The sequence below is a fragment of the Algoriphagus yeomjeoni genome (assembly GCF_049821175.1).
Lineage (GTDB): Bacteria > Bacteroidota > Bacteroidia > Cytophagales > Cyclobacteriaceae > Algoriphagus > Algoriphagus yeomjeoni_A.
This window is the reverse complement of record NZ_CP187512.1, coordinates 1,971,995-1,990,137: the sequence shown is the minus strand read 5'-3', so window position 1 is coordinate 1,990,137 and position 18,143 is coordinate 1,971,995. Positions and strand designations below refer to the sequence as shown.

Annotated in this window: 17 protein-coding genes; all 17 read left to right on the top strand. The window is 37.4% G+C overall.

Annotated features, from left to right (window positions below):
- Positions 1-314 precede the first annotated feature (314 nt).
- The 17 genes from ACPUEN_RS07835 (at position 315) to ACPUEN_RS07755 (ending at position 18,135) form a co-directional block, all read left to right on the top strand.
- On the top strand, positions 315-1,163 hold the full coding sequence (locus ACPUEN_RS07835) for a sugar phosphate isomerase/epimerase family protein (RefSeq protein ID WP_425639536.1): 849 nt from the start codon (positions 315-317) through the stop codon (positions 1,161-1,163).
- Positions 1,153-2,607: an aminotransferase class I/II-fold pyridoxal phosphate-dependent enzyme gene (locus tag ACPUEN_RS07830; RefSeq protein ID WP_425639535.1), complete on the top strand. Its 1,455-nt coding sequence runs from the start codon at positions 1,153-1,155 to the stop codon at positions 2,605-2,607. Before ACPUEN_RS07835 ends, ACPUEN_RS07830 begins: the two co-directional genes overlap by 11 nt.
- A gap of 19 nt (positions 2,608-2,626) precedes the next feature.
- Positions 2,627-3,322, top strand: a complete 696-nt coding sequence (locus ACPUEN_RS07825; RefSeq protein WP_425639534.1) for a cytidylyltransferase domain-containing protein — start codon at positions 2,627-2,629, stop codon at positions 3,320-3,322.
- Positions 3,323-3,325: 3 nt separating this feature from the next.
- Complete coding sequence (locus ACPUEN_RS07820) at positions 3,326-3,850, top strand: acyltransferase (RefSeq protein WP_425639533.1); 525 nt, start codon at positions 3,326-3,328, stop codon at positions 3,848-3,850.
- 34 nt (positions 3,851-3,884) lie between these two features.
- Positions 3,885-5,288 (top strand): lipopolysaccharide biosynthesis protein, encoded by a 1,404-nt coding sequence (locus tag ACPUEN_RS07815; protein ID WP_425639532.1) that lies wholly within the window; start codon positions 3,885-3,887, stop codon positions 5,286-5,288.
- The gene (locus ACPUEN_RS07810; protein ID WP_425639531.1) at positions 5,288-6,697 is read left to right on the top strand and encodes a hypothetical protein; all 1,410 of its coding nucleotides are present in this window, start codon (positions 5,288-5,290) and stop codon (positions 6,695-6,697) included. The genes ACPUEN_RS07815 and ACPUEN_RS07810 overlap by 1 nt, the downstream gene beginning before the upstream one ends.
- A gap of 25 nt (positions 6,698-6,722) precedes the next feature.
- On the top strand, positions 6,723-7,349 hold the full coding sequence (locus ACPUEN_RS07805; protein WP_425639530.1) for an acetyltransferase: 627 nt from the start codon (positions 6,723-6,725) through the stop codon (positions 7,347-7,349).
- Between the two features lie 33 nt (positions 7,350-7,382).
- Positions 7,383-8,252, top strand: coding sequence for a glycosyltransferase (locus ACPUEN_RS07800; RefSeq protein WP_425639529.1), 870 nt, complete (start codon positions 7,383-7,385; stop codon positions 8,250-8,252).
- 52 nt (positions 8,253-8,304) lie between these two features.
- A complete protein-coding gene (locus tag ACPUEN_RS07795; protein WP_425639528.1) occupies positions 8,305-9,396 on the top strand; it encodes a Wzz/FepE/Etk N-terminal domain-containing protein in 1,092 nt (363 codons plus the stop codon).
- A gap of 1 nt (position 9,397) precedes the next feature.
- Positions 9,398-10,393: a glycosyltransferase family 2 protein gene (locus ACPUEN_RS07790; protein ID WP_425639527.1), complete on the top strand. Its 996-nt coding sequence runs from the start codon at positions 9,398-9,400 to the stop codon at positions 10,391-10,393.
- The gene (locus ACPUEN_RS07785) at positions 10,390-11,592 is read left to right on the top strand and encodes a hypothetical protein (protein WP_425639526.1); all 1,203 of its coding nucleotides are present in this window, start codon (positions 10,390-10,392) and stop codon (positions 11,590-11,592) included. The genes ACPUEN_RS07790 and ACPUEN_RS07785 overlap by 4 nt, the downstream gene beginning before the upstream one ends.
- Positions 11,574-12,335 carry a glycosyltransferase family 2 protein gene (locus ACPUEN_RS07780; protein WP_425639525.1) on the top strand — a complete coding sequence of 254 codons (762 nt, stop codon included), beginning with the start codon at positions 11,574-11,576 and terminating at the stop codon, positions 12,333-12,335. Before ACPUEN_RS07785 ends, ACPUEN_RS07780 begins: the two co-directional genes overlap by 19 nt.
- Positions 12,335-13,090, top strand: a complete 756-nt coding sequence (locus ACPUEN_RS07775) for a glycosyltransferase family 2 protein (RefSeq protein WP_111611877.1) — start codon at positions 12,335-12,337, stop codon at positions 13,088-13,090. The genes ACPUEN_RS07780 and ACPUEN_RS07775 overlap by 1 nt, the downstream gene beginning before the upstream one ends.
- Positions 13,091-13,092: 2 nt before the next feature.
- On the top strand, positions 13,093-13,959 hold the full coding sequence (locus ACPUEN_RS07770) for a glycosyltransferase family 2 protein (protein ID WP_425639524.1): 867 nt from the start codon (positions 13,093-13,095) through the stop codon (positions 13,957-13,959).
- Positions 13,956-15,695 (top strand): capsule assembly Wzi family protein, encoded by a 1,740-nt coding sequence (locus ACPUEN_RS07765; protein WP_425639523.1) that lies wholly within the window; start codon positions 13,956-13,958, stop codon positions 15,693-15,695. Before ACPUEN_RS07770 ends, ACPUEN_RS07765 begins: the two co-directional genes overlap by 4 nt.
- A gap of 261 nt (positions 15,696-15,956) precedes the next feature.
- Complete coding sequence (locus tag ACPUEN_RS07760; RefSeq protein ID WP_425639522.1) at positions 15,957-17,261, top strand: nucleotide sugar dehydrogenase; 1,305 nt, start codon at positions 15,957-15,959, stop codon at positions 17,259-17,261.
- Between the two features lie 64 nt (positions 17,262-17,325).
- On the top strand, positions 17,326-18,135 hold the full coding sequence (locus ACPUEN_RS07755) for a polysaccharide biosynthesis/export family protein (protein ID WP_425639521.1): 810 nt from the start codon (positions 17,326-17,328) through the stop codon (positions 18,133-18,135).
- The last annotated feature ends 8 nt before the right edge of the window (positions 18,136-18,143 follow it).

Here is an 18,143-nt window from a genome sequence, read left to right as displayed (position 1 = left end):
AAAACCTGGGAATATCATTAATAACTATCTATCAACAACCTTAGTTATATCCAGGGAAGCCAAAGAAATCGCCTACGAATATTATGACCTTCAGCATGGTACGTTATGGTCAAGCATCGCAGTCACTGATCAAATGAGGAGGGAAGGTTTTGGTTCTACCTTTCTAAATTATTTCTTAGAATTTGCTCAGAATTCTGATTTTAAGAAGCTGCAACTCACTCATGATAGATATAACTTGACTGTATTAAATGGAACTATGTGCCAGGGTTTTGATGTGCTGAAGGATTTAGAGAAGTCTTATCTAAGGGTTAGAAATGCATAAAAATTACTTTGTTAGCTCCTTGGCGTTTTTAGGACAGCCGGTTGATAAAATGGTTCGAATTTGCATAGAAAATCAGATCAATCTGGAATTCAGCTCCGGTATGCCTTTTATGCAAAATATGGAGGAGATTTACTTGAATGCAAAGTTGAGTAAAATGCCACATAACTATTTTCCTGCGCCAGAAACGCCTTTTGTCCTAAACTTGGGCAGTAAGGATGAGCAAATAAGGAAGAAATCAATTGAGCATTGCAAAAATGGCTTACGGCTTTCTAGCATTAGTGCATCTCCGTTTTTTGCAGCTCACGCAGGTTTTTGTATTGACCCAAACCCTGAAGAATTGGGAAGGAAGATTGCATTTTCACAAGATTTCGATGATGCTTTACACAAAAAGTTGTTCAGAGAGTCTGTGTTGGAAATTTTGGAATATGCCGATCAACTAGGAATTGATTTTCTGATAGAAAACAATGTCCTGGCACCTTTCAATTATAATGGAGTGAATCCACTGCTTTGTTGCGATTCGGGTGGAATAAATGAGTTTTTCAAGGAAATTAATCATCCCAGAATTGGTTTACTCTTGGATACAGCCCATTTAAAAGTCACAAGCAACACGCTTCAATTGGATCTTGAAGATGAATTAGACAAGATCAGGAATACTATAAAAGCTATTCACCACAGTGATAACAATGGTGAAATAGATGACAATCAGCCGCTGGGAAAAAACTACTGGTTCTTGAAACATATGAGTCATTTTAATTCACTGGTTCATGTACTTGAGGTGAAAAAACAGTCACTGGAGGAGATAAACGAACAAATTTCATTATTACAAAATTTTGGAAATTAAGGAGTTAATAATCGCGGAGAATAATTCGCTTAGGTCGGCACTTAAATCATTGGATAAAGTGGGGACTGGGGTGTTGTTTATTGTGAACAACGAATCCAAACTAGTGGGAATAATTACGGATGGAGACATAAGGAGATCCTTATTAAAGGATATTTCTTTAGAGGAGGAAATTTCCGTCATTATGAATAGAAATTTCATTTCATTACCTGTGGGGGCTTCCAACCAAGCAATTTTAGAGTCCCTCAATGATAAGATTAAAATTGTTCCACTTCTTAATAATGAAGGAACGATAGTAGATTATGCCACAAGAAATAGGCTAAGAAAGATTCCTATAGCTTCTCCTCAATTAGAAGGTAATGAATTAGCCTACGTTTCAGATTGCATAAAAACAAATTGGATTTCTTCCCAAGGTAAGTATGTCAGGGAGTTTGAATCTATTTTTTCAAATTATCATCGTGGATATCATTCTGTAGCAGTAAGTAATGGAACCGTAGCATTGCACTTGGCAATGGAGGCTCTCGGTATAGGAGTTGGTGATGAGGTAATTGTACCTGATTTAACTTTTGCAGCTTCCATAAATGCGATTATTTATACTGGAGCAACACCTGTACTGGTGGATGTTGATCCAAAATCGTGGAATTTGAATCCAGAATTGGTTCGTAGAGCTATCACCAAGAGAACAAAAGCAATCATGCCGGTGCATTTATATGGCCAACCCTGCGATATGAATAAATTGATGGAGTTGGCGAATGAATTTAATCTTAAAGTTATTGAAGATTGTGCTGAAGCACTAGGATCAAAATACCAGGGGCAACCTGTTGGTAGTTTTGGAGATGCAGCTACATTTAGTTTTTTTGGAAACAAGACAATAACTACTGGTGAAGGAGGAATGGTTCTTTTTAAAGATCAATCTGTATTTGAATTGGCCACCGTACTGCGAGATCATGGGATGAATAAAACGAGAAGGTATTGGCATGATGTAGTCGGGTATAATTACCGACTCACAAATCTTCAAGCCGCTATTGGAGTGGCCCAATTTGAAAGATTAGCGACTTTTGTGGACCGAAAAAGAGTTGCAGCAGATTCTTATAATGCTGTTTTATCAAAGAGTCCATATTTTGAAATACCCCAGAGCGAAGAGTTAAACTTTAATTCCTATTGGCTCTATACTTTCTTAATTCGGGACAATGCTCCTTTTGACCGGGATGAATTCATGGATTACATGACCAATAAATCCATTGAAACACGTCCAATATTTTATCCTTTGCATGAAATGCCTCCATATCAAGCTTATGGGGATTCAAAAGAATTGATGGTTTCTGAATCTATTTCTAGAAGAGGAGTGAGCTTACCGTCTTCGGTTAATCTTATGGAGGGAGAGTTGGAATATATCTGTCGGACTATTTCTGAATTTTTAGATGAAAAGGAGGCTATCCAAGTTTAATGTACTCAAGTAGCTATTGATGAAAATTCTTTATTTAATACCAGCAAGAGGCGGATCAAAAGGGATCCCTAAGAAAAATATTAAGGAAATAGCAGGAATACCACTTATTGGTTATACCATTAAGGCTGCAAAGGAAGTGGCTGATTCCATTGATATCTGCGTTTCTACTGATTCTGAAGAAATTGCAGAAGTTGCTGAAAGTTTTGGTGTGGAAATACCTTTTTTGAGGCCAGCAGAAATTTCTTCTGATTTTGCAACCAATGAGCAAGTTATTATGCATGCATTGGATTTTTATAGGGATAGAGGAATTAGCTATGATTTTGTTGTAGTTCTTCAGCCTACTTCTCCCTTGAGAACAGGAACACATATTCAAGAGGCTCTAACTTTGATTAAAGAAGATTCAGAGTTAATCGTTTCGGTAAAAGAAACAGATTCCAATCCCTACTACGTCTTATTTGAAGAAGATAAAAAAGGAGTCTTATGCAAAGTGAAAAATGGTGTTTTTACAAGAAGGCAAGAATGCCCAATCGTCTATGAATTGAACGGTGCTATCTATGTGATTAATGCAGCTAGGTTTAGAGAAAAAGGCTATCAAAAGCTGAATATGACCAAATACCTGATGGATAAAAGAAATTCCATTGATATCGATGATTTGATTGATTTTTCCCTTGCAGAAATACTCTTGAGTCAGAGACCTGATGCTCAAAACATTTGATTCATGAATATCTTCAAATTCATACGCCACCATTACAGAGTTTATCAAAAAAATAGAAGAATCAATTATCACACTCAGCAAGCCAAAAAAGTACTAGGTGGCTATGGTGAGGATTTGAAGGTTAATTTTAAATGTGTTTTTAATGAAAATGTTTTCTTAGGAACCAATTGTCATTTTAATGGAATTGAAATTCCAAAAGGGGGAATAGTAAAGATTGGAGATAACTTTCATTCAGGGAAATCCTGTATGATTCTGTCGAAGTACCATAATTATGAAGGAACAAGAATTCCTTACGATAATACATATATCATTAAGGATGTGACTATAGAAGATAATGTCTGGCTAGGGAATAATGTCATTGTTTTAGCAGGGGTCACTATTGGCGAGGGAGCGATTATTCAAGCAGGAGCTGTGGTAGTTAGTGATATTCCTTCCTGCGCTATTGCCGGTGGAAATCCTGCAAAAGTGTTTAAGGAAAGGGACAAAGAACATTACTTCAAACTTAAGAAAGAGGGGAGATTTCATTAAGTGCTGGTTTTCTTAAGTAGCTCACATTTTTAATATGTTCAAAAAGTTATTTAGCCATACGGTTATTTACGGTTTTGCTCCCCAGATCCCTAAAGTTGCCCAGCTTTTCATCTTACCTGTTATTACCAAAGATTTAACTGAGGTTGATTTTGGGGTAGCGGGCATACTTACAGCTTATACAAGTAGTATTGCCGTCTTGGCATTTCTGGGGCTTAGAGTGATTTTAGTAAATACATTCTACAAGTCACCAAATCAATTTAAGTGGGCCTGGAGGCAAATTTACGGCTTCCTGACGCTTTGGAATTTAGTTTATGCGCTCATTTTAGGCTTGCTGATTTATTGGATAGTTCCTGAGGAAGCGCATGAAAACCGTTGGCTGATTACGCTCATTAACGTAGCGCCTCTGGTGATATTTGGTCCAGTTGGGATCATTGGTTCAACCTATTTCCAGCTAAAACAAAAACCCTTGCAAATAGGCTTGAGGACTGCTCTATTCGGGATTTTAACTGTTTTTCTAAACCTCTATTTTATTTCTTACTTGAAATTAGGCTATATGGGCTGGTTTTGGGCAAGCCTGATCGCTACTGTTCTGTCTAATGCCTCTTATTACTATCCCGTTAATTTTAAATTTGGATTAAAGCCAATTTTCAATTTCAAATGGAGACTTATCAAGCAATCGCTTAAAGTTAGTCTGCCTACCGTACCTCACTATTACTCAAGCTATTTACTGAATTCTTCAGACAAATTGGTGATGGATGTGCTGGGAGTAGGAGTAAATAACATAGGTAAATATAATGCTGCTTATACGGTTGGAAATATATTTCAGCAATTAGGTATGGCTGCTGGATTTGCGCTAGGCCCTATGATGACTCAAAAATTCAAGGAGGGTAAAGATATAGTCGCTAGAAATTTAGTTTTCGGGTTGCAATTCGCCTTTTTCGTGTTGACTTTTTTGGTTAGTATTTGGCTGAAGGAGCTTTTTTCATTTTTACTCAAGAGTCCGGGATTAGATCAAATGTATTCCTTGGGGATTATTATCGTCATGGGATATAATTACCGACCTATGTATATGGGCTCTAGCAATAAGCTGTTCTTTGTAGAAAAAACTAATATCATTTGGAAAGTCACCTTTTTAGCAGGAATTATTAATGTCGTTCTTAATTCCATTTTTATCCCAATCTATGGGTTCGAAGTGGCTGCCTATACCACCTTTATATCCTTATTATTTATGGGCTATATAGGTTTCTTTATTCCTTCGATCAAGGCAGTAAATCCCGTTAACTACCATCCATTTTTATGGTTGTTTTTGACCATAGCACTTACAGTCGGAGCTTATTTTATCGTTGATTTTTCTATACAGGTGAAAGTAGTTATTTCTCTATCTGTTCTAGCTGTATCCATTTTACTGGGACTCTTATTCAAAAAAAGGTTTGCTTAGTGAATTTTAAAGAGAGACAGGAAATCATTAGTTTTTTTGATAGTCTCGAGGCTACATATCCTACTGAGAATTGGATAGTTGGAGGAGTTAAAGTTTGGCCAATACTTAAAACCAGCCTTTTTTTAAGGGTGTTTTGGGGAGATAAAGGATATCAAAAGCAAAATATCAATCGTTCTGAATTGGTTAATTCTTTCATTCGAAAAGCTAAAAGAATTAGATCAAAAACTTGGTTGAAAGAAGTGAAATTGACTTCGACGGATTACTTGTTTTTTAGTGGTGTTAATTTCAGGGAAAATTTTAACGGTGAATCCTTTAATAAATTTTTTGATCCTATTGGGGACAGTTTAGCTGGAAAAAATAAGAGATTCCTCTCTTTGGAATATGGGCACGAGATTCAGGGCAAAACATACAAAAACAGAGGGACAAATATTCAATTGATTTTTCGTTATTTTGAAAGTAGAGTTACTATTGAAGACATAGATTATTCCAAATGGGTCGGGTTCGAGGGATTTATATCTTTTTTGGAAAGCAAGCTTTCAAATTCAACTTTCTCCATAACCAAAGAAATCAAGGATACTTTAAAAAAGGTTCTCATTTGGAAGGCTAGTTTTGATTGGGTTTTAGATCAAACTAAACCTCGAAAGGTTTTCCTTTTATCCTATTACAATATCCCATGTTTTGGTTTATTGATCGCTGCTAGAAACCGAGGGATTGAATGTATAGATATACAACATGGTACTCAAGGTGTGTTGCACGCAGCTTATTCTGGATTTAAAGAGGATTATTCTATTCTTCCTTCTGTGTTCTGGTTGTGGGATCATAAGTCTGAAGAACAATTAAAGGAAAACTTTAATTACTCTACTTTTCAAACTACAATTGGTGGAAATCCTTGGCATAATTTTCTGAATAATACTAGCAATGAGTTGAAAGGTAACGTGCCCACCATATTGTTTACACTTCAGCCTTTGAGTCCTATTATTGATGATTATATCATTGAAACTATACTTCAAACAAAGGATGAGTTTGCATGGTTGATTCGTCTGCACCCTAGGATTGACGCAGCTTCTAAGGAGGGCTTGATTGCGAAATTAGAGTCTATGGAAATTTTCGATCAGGATTTGTGGGATTTAGCAAATGAAACTCCCTTGCCTCTATTATTGAAAGAAGTTGATCTTCATGTATCAAAGTTTTCAGGCTGTATTTCCGAAGCTGCCGACTTAGGTACATTCAGTATAATACTTGAAGAAATAGGGGAAGTCACTTATCAGCATCTGATAGATGAGCAAAAAGCAATAGGTGGGATAGAATGTAATGCTGAGCATTTATTGTCTTCGATTCGTGCTCACATCGGAAAGAAGGAAGTTGTAGATCCAGTTGATTTGGAAATGGTAATAGATCAATTATGTTGAATTTTAATTTTTCAAATAGCTGAAGATGATAATGGTTATTGCTGGGGCCGGTGGACATGCTTTGGAGGTTTATGATGAATTAAATTCTCTTGACTCAGAGCTAAAGGAACATGACATCATTTGCTTAGATAAAGACCTATCGAAATTAATTTTTAAGGGGAATATTCGCATTCTCCATACCGAAGAGGAATTAAAAAGTGAAGTTCCTGGGTCATTTCGATTTTGTTTGGGAATAGGAAGTTCTCGAATTAGAAAGAAAATAATGGAGTCTCTTGAAGAAATAGGAGGGATCTACTTCCCGATTAGATCTAAAAACGCTATCATAAGTGCTTCTTCATCTGGTTCATATGATGCTTTAAATCAATCATTTATTGGGCCAGAAGTGAAAATTGGATCGGGAACTCTTGTAAATGTAGGAGCCAAAATCCACCATGAAGTGACACTTGGGGAATTTGTGGAAATTGGACCTGGTGCGCTGGTCTTAGGTAATGCCAGCGTAGGTGATTTCACGCAAATCGGTGCAGGTGCTGTTATTCTTCCTGGCGTTCATGTGGGGGCAAATTGTAAGATTGGTGCAGGTTCTGTTGTCACAAAGAATATTGCAGATGGGAGTACTGCCTTTGGGGTACCCTGTAGAGTTAAAGCCGTATGAAGCTAAAAACTAATTCTTGTACTTAGTAAAAAGATGGATTTAAAGATTTCTGTCATTATTCCTACGTACAAAGATTGGGAAACCTTAAGTGAGTGTTTGAAGTATCTACAAAATCAAACTCTTTCCCACTCTCAATTTGAAGTTGTGATAGTCAATAATGAGCCTTCAGATTTAATGCCTCAGGGTTTTGAACTTCCTCCAAACACAAGGCTGATCACTGAATCTAGACCGGGTTCTTATGCAGCAAGAAATAAAGGAATCAATGAAACCGCTTCTGATTTTTTGGCATTTACTGATTCTGATTGCGCTCCAGCGGCAAATTGGCTGGAAAATGGTTTAAATCTTTTACTTCAAGGATTCGATATGGTCGGAGGAAGAATGGAGTTTTTCAAGCCTTCAGACGCCTCAGATTTGGCTTTCATTTATGAAAAGAAGTTTGGATTCGATCAAAAAAGAAACGTTGAAGAAAAAGGGCAAAGTGTAACTGCCAATCTTTTTTGTAAAAGAGAAGTCTTTACCCAAATCGGACCATTTTCCGAAAACCTTCTATCAGGAGGTGATTTTGAGTGGACCAAAAGAGCTACTTCTTCCGGTTTTAAAATGGCCTACGGAGAGCAAGTTGTGGTTTCCCACCCTTCAAGAAAAAATATAGCTGAATTGATCCGTAAAAAGAAAAGGACAATAGGGGGGATGTACACCAGGTTTTATAATTCCTACACCCCTAAACAAAAAGTATTTTTCGCTTTACATTTTATCAGACCTCATGTTTCTATTTTTACTTACTCTGATTTAAGTGTGTTAGAAAAAATAAAATTGTTTTTCGCAACTTGGTATGTGGAGTTTATAGGAATGAAAGAAATGTTGAAGTTGGATTTAGGGATTAAAAAAGCAGAAAGAGTATGATTATCATTTCATTTCAAAATCAAATGACTCTCGCACATTGCGGGTTTGCCTTATGAAAGAGAAAGCAACTAAGATCCTTCAAAATCATGATTTTACCATCGTAAATCTGGTCAAACTCATTCGGATGAAGCTATATCTGGTGATCGTAACAATTGTCATTTTTATGATCATAGGATTTATTTATTTTTTAACTACACCACCTTCCTTCGTCACTACTTCTGTTTTGCTTGTGGAGGCGCAGAATTCTAGCTCTCCAAGTGGACTTGGTTCTTTGGCTCAGGCAGCAGGAATTTCTGTAGGTGGAAATGATAACCAATTGGCAACTCTAGATCCTTCATTGTACCCATTGATTTTGACTAGTAAGCCTTTTTTGGAGGAATTGATGTACTCCAAATTGAAATCGGAACTATACGAAGATTCAGTTACCTATTTCAAATATATGGTGGAAACAAGACCTCAAAACAGCATTTATAAGGTTTTGAGAAGGCCATCAACACTTTACAGCGCTCCCCTCAAAGTAGATGATTCTCAGATAAAAGAGGAGATAGGAAAGAAAAGAATCCAATATGATCCTTTTGAGCAGTATGCACTTATACAAATTGGTAAGCGTATCCTGGCAAACTCGGAAGGAAGACTTTTGACGATTACTACTGAAATGCCAGAGGCAGAGCTTTCCTATGCATTTTCTCATTTGGTGGAGAACCTATTGATAGAATATGCAACCAAATATTTGTTGGAAAAACAGGAAGCTCAGGTAGAATACTTGAATGCACAGTATTTGAAAAGTGAAAAAGGCTTTAAAGACGCTCAATCTGCTTTGGCTACATTCAGAGAGAGAAACCAAGGTTTGTATTTGGAAAGTATGAAAGCCATAGAGCAAAATTTGAATGCAGAATATAACCTGAAGTTTGAGCTATTTCGAACCATAGCTCAGGAACTGGAATTGGCTAAAATCAAATTGAATAGTCAAAAGCCAATTTTCTCATCTATAGAACCTGCATATATAGCTAACAGCCCAAGTTCCCCAAAACTTTACCTGAATTTAGGATTTGCAATAGCTTTAGGTTTTGTGTTTGGTCTTATTTTGATTTTCGCTGTTTATGCGCGTGAATATTTTCTAATTCATCAAGGAGAAAATTCCTAAATTGAAAATATCAGTCATCATTCCGTGTTTTAACAACGCGGATCATATTGAAGAGACGCTATCTTCTGTTCAATATCAAACTTTTCCTGAATGGGAATGCATGATAGTGGATGATGGGTCCACGGATAACTCAAAAGCTATAATTAATTCATTTTGTGAATCTGACGAGCGTTTTCGCTATTTGGAAAGACCGGCTGATCTCCTCAAAGGCGCCAATTCATGTAGAAATTACGGGGTTAAGGAATGCTCCGGTACACATATAATTTTCTTAGATGCAGATGATCTCCTATCTACCGACTGTCTTGAAATAAGAAACAGCACTAAGCGGGATGAAGATCTTTTAATTTTTTCCACAGCTCATTTCACAGAGTCTATTAAAGAAGCCACGCCATTTATCAGTGGCTTAAACTTAAATCTGTCTCCAATTAACTATAGAGATATGTTTTTGGGGTATTGGATTCCTTGGCATATCAGCAGTGGGCTTTGGGAAAGAAGCTTTTTTGAAAAAATTGGAGGTTTCGACATTTCGCAGCAAAGGTTCCAAGATGTTGAGCTACATGCTAGAGCATTAAGTAGTTCTATTTTAAAGTTCAAAATTGACTTTTCCCATGGATATTCATCCTATTATAGGAAGTCCTCATTTCACACTAAAATTGGTCTGGAAAAGCGACGATTTATTTTAGATCAAGGATTCCTTTACGCCAAGAAATTGAAATCATTTTTGAAGCCCCAAGATTTTATAAAGTCGGAGGGGCTTTTTATTTACCTACTTTTCAGATTTGAAGAAGTATTTACCCTGGCAGATGTAAAGGAAGTGAAGCGATTGTTTCAAACGGATGCAGAAGAAAATGGGGAATCTTATCTGAAGGGCGATTTGGCTGTTATGGTGACTATTTTTGATAAAATACTTTCAGTACCAAATCGATTCAGAAAATATTTGAGTTACATACTATACCGGAAGTTTAGGTTCACCCAATCAAAGAGGCTAAATAGTTGAAAGCGTATTATCAAAATATTGAATTCTGGGACCTGATCACTCTTCCGTTCTATTTCATACTGCTGTATTTTTTGTTGACAGCTTTCGCAAAGAGCATTTTATTGAAAGACAATAAGTTTATCAATGTATATTTTCTGGGGCTATTACTTTTCTATTTGGCAATTGGCTTAATAGATTTCAAAATCAAACTCATTCCCTTCTTTCCTGACACCAAACTATTTACGGCTATTCTGGAGACTGGAAGAACTCCCGATAATCAATCCATAGGCGTGAAAATCGGCTATAAGTTTCTGGCAATTCCGATTTATAATCTTTCGCTTAGGTCAATTTTCAACTATTTCTTATTCAATGTCTTTTTCTTCCAATTGGGTTTGATCTTTCTCGCCGGTGCATTTAATCGCACCTATGAACTAAAGGATGTTCTAGTGCAGCGCTTCTTTTTGGTACTTGCTGCTCTAGCTCCTTCTATTGTGGTATATTCCTTCACTCCATTGCGTGAGAGTTACTTTGTGTTGGCCTTAGGATTGTTCTTTTATGGGCTTTCACGCAAGAGTACTTTGAATATTTTCCTAGTCTTAGGTATTGTTCTTGCCGGTATTCTCAGAGTTCAGTTACTGCTTTATTTTTTCATTATCATAGGATTGAATTATTTGAGTCAATTGAAATTGAGTAGAAAAGCACTGATTACACTCACCGTAATTTTATTTCCTGTTGTTTTTGTTGGGTTAAATGCGATTTCAAAAGCCATTTTGAATATCGCAATTACTCCTAAGAGTCTTGCACTGTTCAGAAATCTTCAGCGTCTGGAATACTTCGAAAGTGGTGTGACCTATCCAGAGGTGTTTTGGAGCAATTGGTTTGACCTGATACTCGGTTTTCCAGGCCTGTTTTTCCAGTTTCTCTTAGCGCCTTTTCCGGTCCTTATCTTCATACCATTTTGGACTAAAATCGCGTATTTTGCCGATGGACTATATCTTTTGGCTATACTTTTCCTAAGTGTATTATTTGTGCGGCACTGGAAAAACTATGGTATTTGGTTCCTTTACATTGGTATTTACCTAGCGATGTCTGCCTTTTTTGAATTTCACCTACTTGGGGCTGTGAGGCACAGGTTGCCTGCGACTTTGCTGTTTCTGGGTATAGCGGCCAGCTCTTTGGCCTATTATCTACCAAAATATAAATGGATTTTCAAATATTAATTTCTACCATGAATGAAGACCCAACTTCATTCCGGGATTTGAATATTCCCGCCTTGGTTATTTCTCAGAATGCTGCTGGACATAGGGAGTCTGGTACTGATTTTCAGTTTTTTTCCTTCAATGAGCGTGGGCTTTCGAAAAGTAGAAATCGTGCAATAGAGCATTCTACTGCTGATATCGCGTTGATTGCTGATGATGATGTCGTATTTACTGATGACCTGCAGAGCAAGATAAAAGCTGGGTTTGCAAAGTTTCCAGATGCAGATATTCTTACTTTTAAAATACTAACCCCTTCAGGTCAGCCGTATAAGAACTATGCTAATAATGCGTTTAAGCATGATCGAAGTAGTATTTACAAAGTGTCTTCGGTAGAAATGGTAGTGAAGGTTTCCAAACTTAAAGAAGCTGGGCTTAAATTTGATGAAAGATTTGGCCTGGGAACAAGCTACCCAAGTGGCGAGGAAATGATTTTTCTAAATGATGCACTTAATAAAGGACTCAACATTTATTTCATACCAGAATATATTGTCTCACATCCTTTAGAAAGCTCAGGGAAAATTTTAGATGATAAATACTTCCGAAGTAAAGGTGCTTTGATTCGTAGATTATACGGAAAATCTCCACAACTTTGGCTAGGAGTTGCGTTTATGGTAAAGCAACTATTGAAACCTAATAAATCCATTTCAGTGATTCACTCCGTAAAAGAAAGTATTAAAGGCTTTAATTCCATCTCAAATCTTTGATGCTCGTTTCAATAATTACACCTGTACATAATGCCTATTCTCATATAGAGGAAACGATTCAATCTGTTTTGAATCAAACCTTTACAGATTGGGAATTGATACTTATTGATGACTATTCTTCAGATAAGGGAATTCATATTTTGAATAAATATGAAAAGCGTGATCCCAGAATTCATCTGTATGAAAACCCCCATAATCTTGGAGCTGCGCTAAGCCGAAACAAGGGAATTGAAATGGCTCAGGGAAGATTTATTGCTTTCTTGGATAGTGATGATCTCTGGGAGCCAAATAAGCTTGAGGTCCAATTGAAATTCATGCTGGACAATAACCATGCGTTTACATTTTCAGGGTATCATAAATTCAGGGGAAATGATGTGGTGGGTATTCACAAAGTCCCAGCTAAAGTTAGTCATGAGGAACTCCTGAAAACATGCTCCATTGGCTGCCTTACCGCAATGTATGATACTGCTCAATTGGGTAAGGCTTACATGCCTGTGATCTCCAGAAGGCAAGATTTTGCACTTTGGCTGAAAATCCTCAAGGAAATTCCATATGCCTACGGGATCAATCAACCCCTAGCAAGATATAGGTTACGTGACGATTCTATTTCTGGAAATAAATTTCGCGCAGCTAAATATCAATGGAGAGTGTACCGGGAGTTTGAGCATCTTAATCTCTTTCAGGCCTGCTACTATTTCTCACACTATGCAATATTCGGAGTACTGAAGACCTATTTCCATAAAGCCAAAAAGTAGTTTTGACTTCAAATTCAATATCAGTAATTATTCCTGTTTTCAAGGACTGGACCCGTTTAAAGCTATGTCTTAATGCCTTGAATACACAATTAAGTTCAACTTGCTCCTTTGAAGTACTGGTGGTGAATAACGATCCTTCAGATGAGTACATTCCTTCAGAAACGTATTCCTTTCCAATTAAATACTTGAAGCAAACTATCCCAGGATCCTATTCAGCAAGAAATAAAGGACTTTCTCAGGCCTCTGGTGATGCTTATCTATTTACTGACTCGGATTGCATCCCTGCGCATGACTGGATTTATCAGGCGAGCAGACTTCTCGAGGAAGGAGTTGCTGATCTTTTTGCAGGCTCAATTGAGCTTTTTTCTCATTTGGATAACAAATATGTCCGCCTTGAAAAGGCTTTTGCTTTTCCCAACGCTATGTATGTCTCCAAATATAATTTCGGGGTAACTGCAAATCTTCTTGTCAGGAAGGAAGTTGTAGCACGTGTTGGAGGGTTTAATGCGAACCTTTTTACTGGAGGTGATTCTGAGTTTTGTAACCGTGCTGTTGATGCTGGATTTAAAATTCAATATAGCCCCGAATTAAAAATAGGCCACCCTGCTAGATCGAGTTGGAAGGAGCTACGTGTTCGTGCCATTCGCTTTGGCGGACGCCTGCCAAAAGATCAAAGCAAGCTTCTAATTACAGCGAAACTTCTTGGCAAATTTAGAATTCAATGGAAAGATATTGTCGAGATTTTTAGTCTTCCTGATGTGAGTATAGCTGAAAAATTGAAATTCTTTGGAATTAGACAAAACCTAAGATGGGTCGAAGCCATAGAGTCATTTAGTGTATTTATGGGTAAAAAACCCGGCAGAAAATGATTCAGGCTATTAAATCAAACTCATACTATAGACAATTGAAATTTTGGAGTAGCTACCTGCTTCTTGTTTTTCTAAGTCTGGTTTCCCAAGCAGCTTTTAGTCAAATTCTTAATGCTGATACACCTGTTTTAGAAGAGTTCTTGAGAAGGAAGCAGCTTCTTGAACAATTTGATTCTGCCTATTCTTTTCAATTAAGACCTTATTCTTTTTCTCCAAGAGATTCCACCCCTGCTGTCAGGGAAGTGATACATTTCCTAGCCGGCACTAAGGTCCCAAAAAAGAAGAATGTACAATTCAGTATGCTTCCTATACTTTTTGGTACAGAGGTGAACACGAAAAGACCATACGGCTGGGGAAACAAACTGATGGTTCCGAATGTGGGGATTCAAACCACTTTAAGCACAGGATTCTACGCCAGGTTTCACCTGCTAGAAGTGCAATTCCAGCCTGAATATTTATTCGCTCAGAACAAGCCCTATCAAGGATTTGGCGAGGATTTTACTTCCAGAGAGATCAGTGCTAGATTTTTCTATTGGAACAATGGTGATAACCCTGAGCGATTTGGGCCAGCAGCTATTTCTAAGTTTTGGTGGGGTCAGTCAAGTGTAAATATTGTAGCTGGCCCTATAGCATTAGGCGTTTCTACCCAGAATATTTGGTGGGGACCTGGGCAGTTTAATTCTTTGGTTTTTAGTGATAATGCTCAGGGATTTCCACATTTGAGTCTTGCTACCAGAAGGCCTCTAAAGACTTTTCTGGGGAACTTCGAGGGGCAAATTATCATGGGAAGACTTGAAAATAGTGGCCTAGCCCCAAGTCAAATCCCAAGTCAAAATGACGCTCGTTTCAGAAAGTTTGATGGCGACTGGCGCTATTTAAATGGTTTCAATTTGACGTATAGCCCTTCATTTATTCCACATCTATTTGTAGGATTAAACAGAACTTTTCAGCAATACAGCAAGTACAAAGGCAACAGATTTGTTGATTGGTTCCCGATTTTTGAGGGATTTCAAAAAGAGCAGTTTTTTTCAAATGGGAATTCAGTAATCTATGATAGCAATGGACTGGATCAGCAGGTGTCATTGTTTTTTAGACTTCTTGTTCCGAAAGGAAACTTCGAACTATATGGAGAGTACGGTCGACGTGATCATGCTTTAAACTGGCGTGAATTCATATTGAACCCCGAACATGCAAGAGCCTATTTAGTTGGCTTCCAAAAGTTGTTTCCTATTGGCCCTCAAAACACATTCATACAGGTTCGCAGCGAAATGACTCACCAGCAAGAATCGGTAAATAGGTATATCCGATATCCGGGACTAATCGGCAATCAAACTTGGCATACGCATGGGCTGGCGAGAGGATTTGTCAATTATGGCGAAACGCTTGGAGTAGGCTCTGGGGTAGGTTCCAACGTTCAGACCTTAGAAGTATCACATGTTTCTGGCTTCAATAAAAGAGGAATTCTAATCGAAAGACTAGAAAATAATCAGGATTTTCATTCAAGAGCATTTTTTAGAAATCCAGAAAAGGAATCCTGGATTGATCTGAGCTTAGGACTTCTATGGGATCAGAAGTGGGATAACCTGATACTTCGTGGAAAAGCTCAGTTTATAAAGAGCTACAATTACCAATGGGAAAACGAAGGGATAAGTACCGGAGATTACCCCTCAGGATATAATCCTTTGTCATTTTACGGTAGTTTTAATTTGATCTATAGAATCGGTCAAACTAAATAACTTGCTGTTTGAAATCCCTCTAATTCTGTTAGTTTTGCATCAAGTTTCTAATGAGTAACTTTGGTACTCATTTGACTTGAGAATGAAGGTTAGGGACTAAGTAAAGAGTTTTTTTATAGCTGAATTCATAAGTTTTTAAAGGGTTAGCGCATATCCTTTGAATAAGGCTAAGTTCTGGGACTGAAAGGGCGAAGCTGTCCAAAATTTGAATATTCTATCAAGGAATCACACTTGGATGGTTTCTCAGGAAAAAAAGCGACAATGAATAAAGATTTGAAGGATGTGAAAATTGCTGTGATAGGCTTAGGATATGTAGGCCTGCCACTTGCTGTTGAGTTTGCCAAAAAATACCCAACAGTGGGTTTTGACATCGACACAAAAAGGGTAGGGGAGTTAAATGCCGGAAAAGATAATACCCTTGAAGTAGAAGACGATTTACTGAAAGAAGTATTGGTAAATGAGTTCTCTGAAGCAGGTATTGTTGGTTTGCTTCCTACAAATGAATCTCAGAAACTAGCAGATTGCACCGTTTTTATTGTAACAGTACCTACACCTACTGATAAGCATAATCGTCCTGTTCTCACTCCTATGTTAAAGGCCTCCGAGAATATTGGACGCTACTTAAAAAAAGGAGATGTGGTCATCTACGAATCCACAGTTTATCCAGGAGTCACCGAAGATGAATGTGTGCCTATCTTGGAAAAAGTATCTGGACTAAAATATAACGAGGACTTCTTTGCAGGCTACTCACCAGAGCGTATCAACCCTGGTGACAAGGAGCATACCGTTGCAAAAATCTTAAAAGTCACCTCTGGTTCCACTCCTGAAATCGCTGAATTTGTAGATCAATTGTATCGTACCGTAATAACAGCCGGAACCCACAAAGCCTCTTCAATAAAAGTAGCAGAAGCTGCGAAGGTCATTGAGAATTCTCAGCGGGATATAAACATTGCTTTTGTAAATGAGCTCTCTAAAATTTTCAACTTACTTGGAATAGATACCAATGAGGTGCTGGAAGCAGCGGGGACCAAGTGGAATTTCTTGAAATTCAAGCCTGGGTTAGTTGGAGGACATTGTATCGGTGTTGATCCATTTTATTTGGCACAAAAGGCTCAGGAAATGGGCTATCACCCTGAAATCATTTTGGCAGGACGCAGACTCAATGATAGCATGGGTAAGCACGTAGCAACTGAAGTGATCAAACTAATGATGCGAAAGGATTTGAAAGTAATAGATTCTAAGGTGCTTATCCTCGGTTTTACTTTCAAAGAGGATTGCCCAGATGTCCGCAACACCCGTGTGATAGATATTTACAAAGAGCTGAAATCTTTCGATATGGATGTGGACGTGTATGATCCATGGGCTAATCCCGCTGAAGTGAAGGATGAATATGGAATTGATATTATAGCGGGAAATGACGCTCCTGACTTAACGCAATTTTCTGCGGTTATTTTGGCAGTTTCACATAAGAAATTTGCAAACCTAGCAATAGAGAAATCAAATACAAGAGTTGTCTTTGATGTGAAAGGATTCTTGGATAAGAGCCTAGTTGATGCAAGATTATAATTCATCAAAAATTTTTAGATCAAAATTTATACTAATTTAGCCGAAATTTAAACCAAGCATATTCATGAATTCATTGAGAATCCTTCAATTTTTTCTATTAATTTTCATATTTTCTTCTTGTGTATCCAATAAAAAGATTGTTTACATGCAGGAATTGGAGAATAGCAATCCTAACGTTTATTCAAGCGAAAGGTATGGCTATAATGAAGAGAAGTATAGATTTCAAAGCTTTGATATAGTTGAAATAAATATTAAAACTACCAGCCCTGAACTTAATGAGATTTTTAGTATTATTTCTGGGGATCAGGCAAATACCAATATGAATATGGGGCCTAACGGTGGGGATATTTTCTTTATGAACGGCTACACATTGGATGAAGAAGGAATGGTTGAAGTCCCTTTGTTAGGAGAAATAAAACTTATTGGACTTACTACTGAGGAGGCTAAAGCTTTAATTGAAGAGAAAGTTCAAGTTTATGTTCCAGATGATGGGTTTTTCGTCAGAATACGACTAGGAGGTATCAGATTTAGTGCCTTAGGTGAATTTAATGCCCCTGGGAAGCAAACCGTGTTACAAAGTAGAGTTACAATTTTTGAAGCATTGGCGGCAGCAGGTGATTTGACTACCATTGCAAAACGTGATGAAATTGTGTTACTCCGCCAATATCCAGATGGAAGTCAAATTCACAAAATTAACCTTAATGATAGAAACCTGCTTGCTTCAGAATTTTACTTTTTAAAAACGAATGATGTCTTGTATGCTGAGCCTTTAAAAGTTAGAGAGCTAGGTGCCGGAACTAATTTCATACAGACATTAGCCTTAATTACCTCAACAGTATCTACTATCGCCCTTATTTTGACTATTGTCAGATAATTTCCACT

Coding starts and splice junctions, on each gene's coding strand:
- ACPUEN_RS07795 (WP_425639528.1), top strand. CDS start 8,305: ATGAAAGAGAAAGCAACTAAGATCCTTCAAAATCATGATTTTACCATC.
- ACPUEN_RS07760 (WP_425639522.1), top strand. CDS start 15,957: ATGAATAAAGATTTGAAGGATGTGAAAATTGCTGTGATAGGCTTAGGA.
- ACPUEN_RS07780 (WP_425639525.1), top strand. CDS start 11,574: ATGGATTTTCAAATATTAATTTCTACCATGAATGAAGACCCAACTTCA.
- ACPUEN_RS07815 (WP_425639532.1), top strand. CDS start 3,885: ATGTTCAAAAAGTTATTTAGCCATACGGTTATTTACGGTTTTGCTCCC.
- ACPUEN_RS07800 (WP_425639529.1), top strand. CDS start 7,383: ATGGATTTAAAGATTTCTGTCATTATTCCTACGTACAAAGATTGGGAA.
- ACPUEN_RS07835 (WP_425639536.1), top strand. CDS start 315: ATGCATAAAAATTACTTTGTTAGCTCCTTGGCGTTTTTAGGACAGCCG.
- ACPUEN_RS07775 (WP_111611877.1), top strand. CDS start 12,335: ATGCTCGTTTCAATAATTACACCTGTACATAATGCCTATTCTCATATA.
- ACPUEN_RS07820 (WP_425639533.1), top strand. CDS start 3,326: ATGAATATCTTCAAATTCATACGCCACCATTACAGAGTTTATCAAAAA.
- ACPUEN_RS07755 (WP_425639521.1), top strand. CDS start 17,326: ATGAATTCATTGAGAATCCTTCAATTTTTTCTATTAATTTTCATATTT.
- ACPUEN_RS07765 (WP_425639523.1), top strand. CDS start 13,956: ATGATTCAGGCTATTAAATCAAACTCATACTATAGACAATTGAAATTT.
- ACPUEN_RS07825 (WP_425639534.1), top strand. CDS start 2,627: ATGAAAATTCTTTATTTAATACCAGCAAGAGGCGGATCAAAAGGGATC.
- ACPUEN_RS07805 (WP_425639530.1), top strand. CDS start 6,723: ATGATAATGGTTATTGCTGGGGCCGGTGGACATGCTTTGGAGGTTTAT.